We start from the raw sequence: 2676 nt of genomic DNA, 5'->3' as shown, positions 1-2676 counted from the left end.
GAGCGTCAACGAAATCCGCCGTTTGTTCAACCGAGTAGCGGCGCAGATTTCTCACCCGGTCGAGCACGTCCTGGAATGGTCGCACTTCAGACGCCGGTCCCAGCAGCGTGCCCGGGTGAGCCACTATCACAGACGCACAGGCAACAACCTGTCGTTGCAGTACTAAGCAACTGTCACCTCAAGGCCGCACTCACAGTCATCTTCGCGACCGTAATGAGACACAACAGTTTTGCGTCAGATGAAGGGCGCCGTCGCTAGAGTCACCACCAGCCCCCAACACGAAGGAGACCCTGTGGCCTACCCCCCGCCCCCCTCACTGAGCTCCACGTATGTGGGGATGGACCGCCGTTGACGGAGGCCTCCAGGCGTTCGTGGACCTGAGCCCCACGCATGTGGGGATGGACCTCCGTCTGCGGGGGACGGTTGGTCCGGTCGCGGGGTAGGGCGGCCGTGCGGGGCGGGAACCTGGTTACTGCCTCACGGGCACCTGCTCAGAGGGTTGGCTGTTCACCGCTGGCGTTCATGAGGCGAAGGGGGTCCTCGTAGAACTCCTTCCGCTTGTTCTTGGCTTCGGTCAACATGAAGGGGAAAGTCACCTTGGAGTCGTCTCGCAAGTACGCGCCCACCACCTGCTGAAGTTGGCTGCTCATAACGACAACCTTGACTCCCGGCATTTCAGCGAAGCCCTGCTCTCCCCCTGTGATCTCAGATGCAGCCCCGAACTGCCACATGCACGCAGCGTCGATGGTTTCGCGGAGTTCCTTGTAGGGGACTCGCAAAGTGCTGACACGGATGGCTTCCACGCACTCTCCCATCTGGGGAGTCCACTCGAAGTCGGTGTGGGGTTGGGCGAGTGCGAGCCGTTTCAGTTCCTGAGCTTGTGTTACGACGTCTTCTAGTGCTCGGTCTGTGATCTCGGTCTGCCGCTGGGCGAAGGTAAGTTGAGCTTGCCGTTGCTGTTGGTAGACGACGCCAGCGAAGGTGGCTGCTCCTCCAAGTAGTGCGCCTCCCAGTGCTCCTCCCATGCCGATTAGACCGACTGCGATCTCGGGGGTCATGTCGCCTCCTCGGTTGATGGTTGCCCCGGGCCGCGGGCAGGTTTGGGGATCAGCTCAGGCTGTGGGATGTTCTCGGAGCCGGGGCACCCGGACCCTGCTGGTGGGGCAGTGCGGCCCCGCTCGCCGAGAATCCGAGTGGGGGCCTTCTATGCGGGGGTTTCGGGTTGCCCCTGGCTGTGAGTGTGGCTCAGGCCTTCGCGGCCTGCCGACGTTCGTATTCTTCGCGGGCCTTGGGGGTGAGCAACGGCGAGGGTACCCATGCGGCGGGCTGGTTCGCGCGTTCGCGTTGGAGGGCGATCTCTTCTTCGGTGAGATGCTCTTCGGGGATGTCGAACTCCCCATCGCGAGCACCCAGGGTGAAGGCCTCCCACTCGGCGGGCGTGAAGAACAGCGTGCCCTTCTCCGGCGACTTGCCATCACGCACCGCACGGAAACCGTCGTCGAACTCGGCGACCTCCACGATCGCCTCCGATTCGGGATCGGAGAGTGAGGAGCGCATCCATACCGCGTCGGTGGTGTCGTGCCACTTCTCGTTCCCCATGGCCTCGGGGGGAAGATCCTTCTTCGACTGCTCGCGGTCGCTCATGTCTCTCCTCGCGTCGTGACGTATGGGAGTCACTGTAGAGGGCTGGGACAGGGACGGCCTCCGCCACCTCGGGCAGCGGAGGCCAATCCTCTGTGGAGGGTTAGTTCTTGGAGAGCGCGCTGAGCAGGGCGGTCCACTCTGAGGAGGGGATGTTGAGCTGGGCTTGGGCGCGGTTCTGGGTGTCGCGGATGTGGGTGGTGTGGCCTTCGGCCACCTCTACGCAGTTCTCAGCAGCGTTGCTGTAGGACGATTTGTGCCACGTGATTTCGCTGGTCATGAGCTGTCCGTTCTCTTCGGAGGTCGGAGGCTGACTGCTGCGGAGCGGGGCTTCTTCAGGGGGAGCGGGAGAGAGGTCGTGCGCTCGGGGGACGGGGGTGTTCTCAGGTCATGACTTCGGCTGAGATGATGCGGAGGTACGAAACTTCTTCTTCCCCGCCGAGCTGGGGAGTAGTCCTCGTTTCTTCTCGAACAGATATATCTCCCCTTGCGTCGTTACGTAGGGGAGTTACCCTGGTGATGCACGAACACGACCGACCCCCGCCAACGAGCCTGGCGGGGGTCGGTCTATGAGCAGCCTCGGTTACCTAGATGATGTCGCCCGAAGGAGCGCGCTCCACTCGACTGCGGGGAAGGAAAGATGGCCGCTCTCCCTGTTCTTGGTGTCGCGGACGTGAGTCTCACATCCCTCCGCGACCTCCACGCAGTCACCACCGCGACCGTCACTGTGGGATGACGTGTGCCAGGCCCACTGTTCGTTCATTTCAAGCCCTTCATGATGTCCTGGATTAGCTCAACGGAACGGATGGGGGACAGGGCCTCTGCTTGCAGTGCCCCGAACAACTCCGCCATCTCCTCAATCTCACCATCCTTGTCGAAGGCAGTGCCTCCCAGGGTGTGTTCCATACGGACGATCTTGCGGTTGTCGTTCATCGTCATCAGGCGAAACGGTCCGCAGAGACCACAGTGCCTTCGCACTTCGCCCGGGATCACCTGGAACCGGATCTTATCGTCCTTGGCCAGCTTGACGATGTG

General features: G+C 62.2%; 5 protein-coding genes. All 5 read right to left on the bottom strand.

Annotated features, from left to right (window positions below; genetic code table 11):
• Positions 1-491: 491 nt before the first annotated feature.
• A complete protein-coding gene (locus tag TR33_RS26800) occupies positions 492-1058 on the bottom strand; it encodes a hypothetical protein (protein WP_152473018.1) in 567 nt (188 codons plus the stop codon).
• Between the two features lie 187 nt (positions 1059-1245).
• Positions 1246-1644: a DUF397 domain-containing protein gene (locus tag TR33_RS25615; protein WP_017536604.1), complete on the bottom strand. Its 399-nt coding sequence runs from the start codon at positions 1642-1644 to the stop codon at positions 1246-1248.
• A gap of 100 nt (positions 1645-1744) precedes the next feature.
• Positions 1745-1921, bottom strand: coding sequence for a DUF397 domain-containing protein (locus TR33_RS26275; RefSeq protein WP_017536603.1), 177 nt, complete (start codon positions 1919-1921; stop codon positions 1745-1747).
• A 303-nt stretch (positions 1922-2224) separates the two neighbouring features.
• Positions 2225-2404: a DUF397 domain-containing protein gene (locus TR33_RS26270; RefSeq protein ID WP_017535952.1), complete on the bottom strand. Its 180-nt coding sequence runs from the start codon at positions 2402-2404 to the stop codon at positions 2225-2227.
• Positions 2401-2676, bottom strand: a 276-nt coding sequence (locus TR33_RS25610) for a Scr1 family TA system antitoxin-like transcriptional regulator (RefSeq protein WP_042286055.1), incomplete at its 5' end; no start/stop codon positions are given. The genes TR33_RS26270 and TR33_RS25610, both read right to left, overlap by 4 nt.

It is taken from the genome of Nocardiopsis alba (genome assembly GCF_000710955.1).
Taxonomy (GTDB): Bacteria; Actinomycetota; Actinomycetes; order Streptosporangiales; family Streptosporangiaceae; genus Nocardiopsis; species Nocardiopsis alba.
This window is presented reverse-complemented; position numbering and strand designations above follow the sequence as displayed.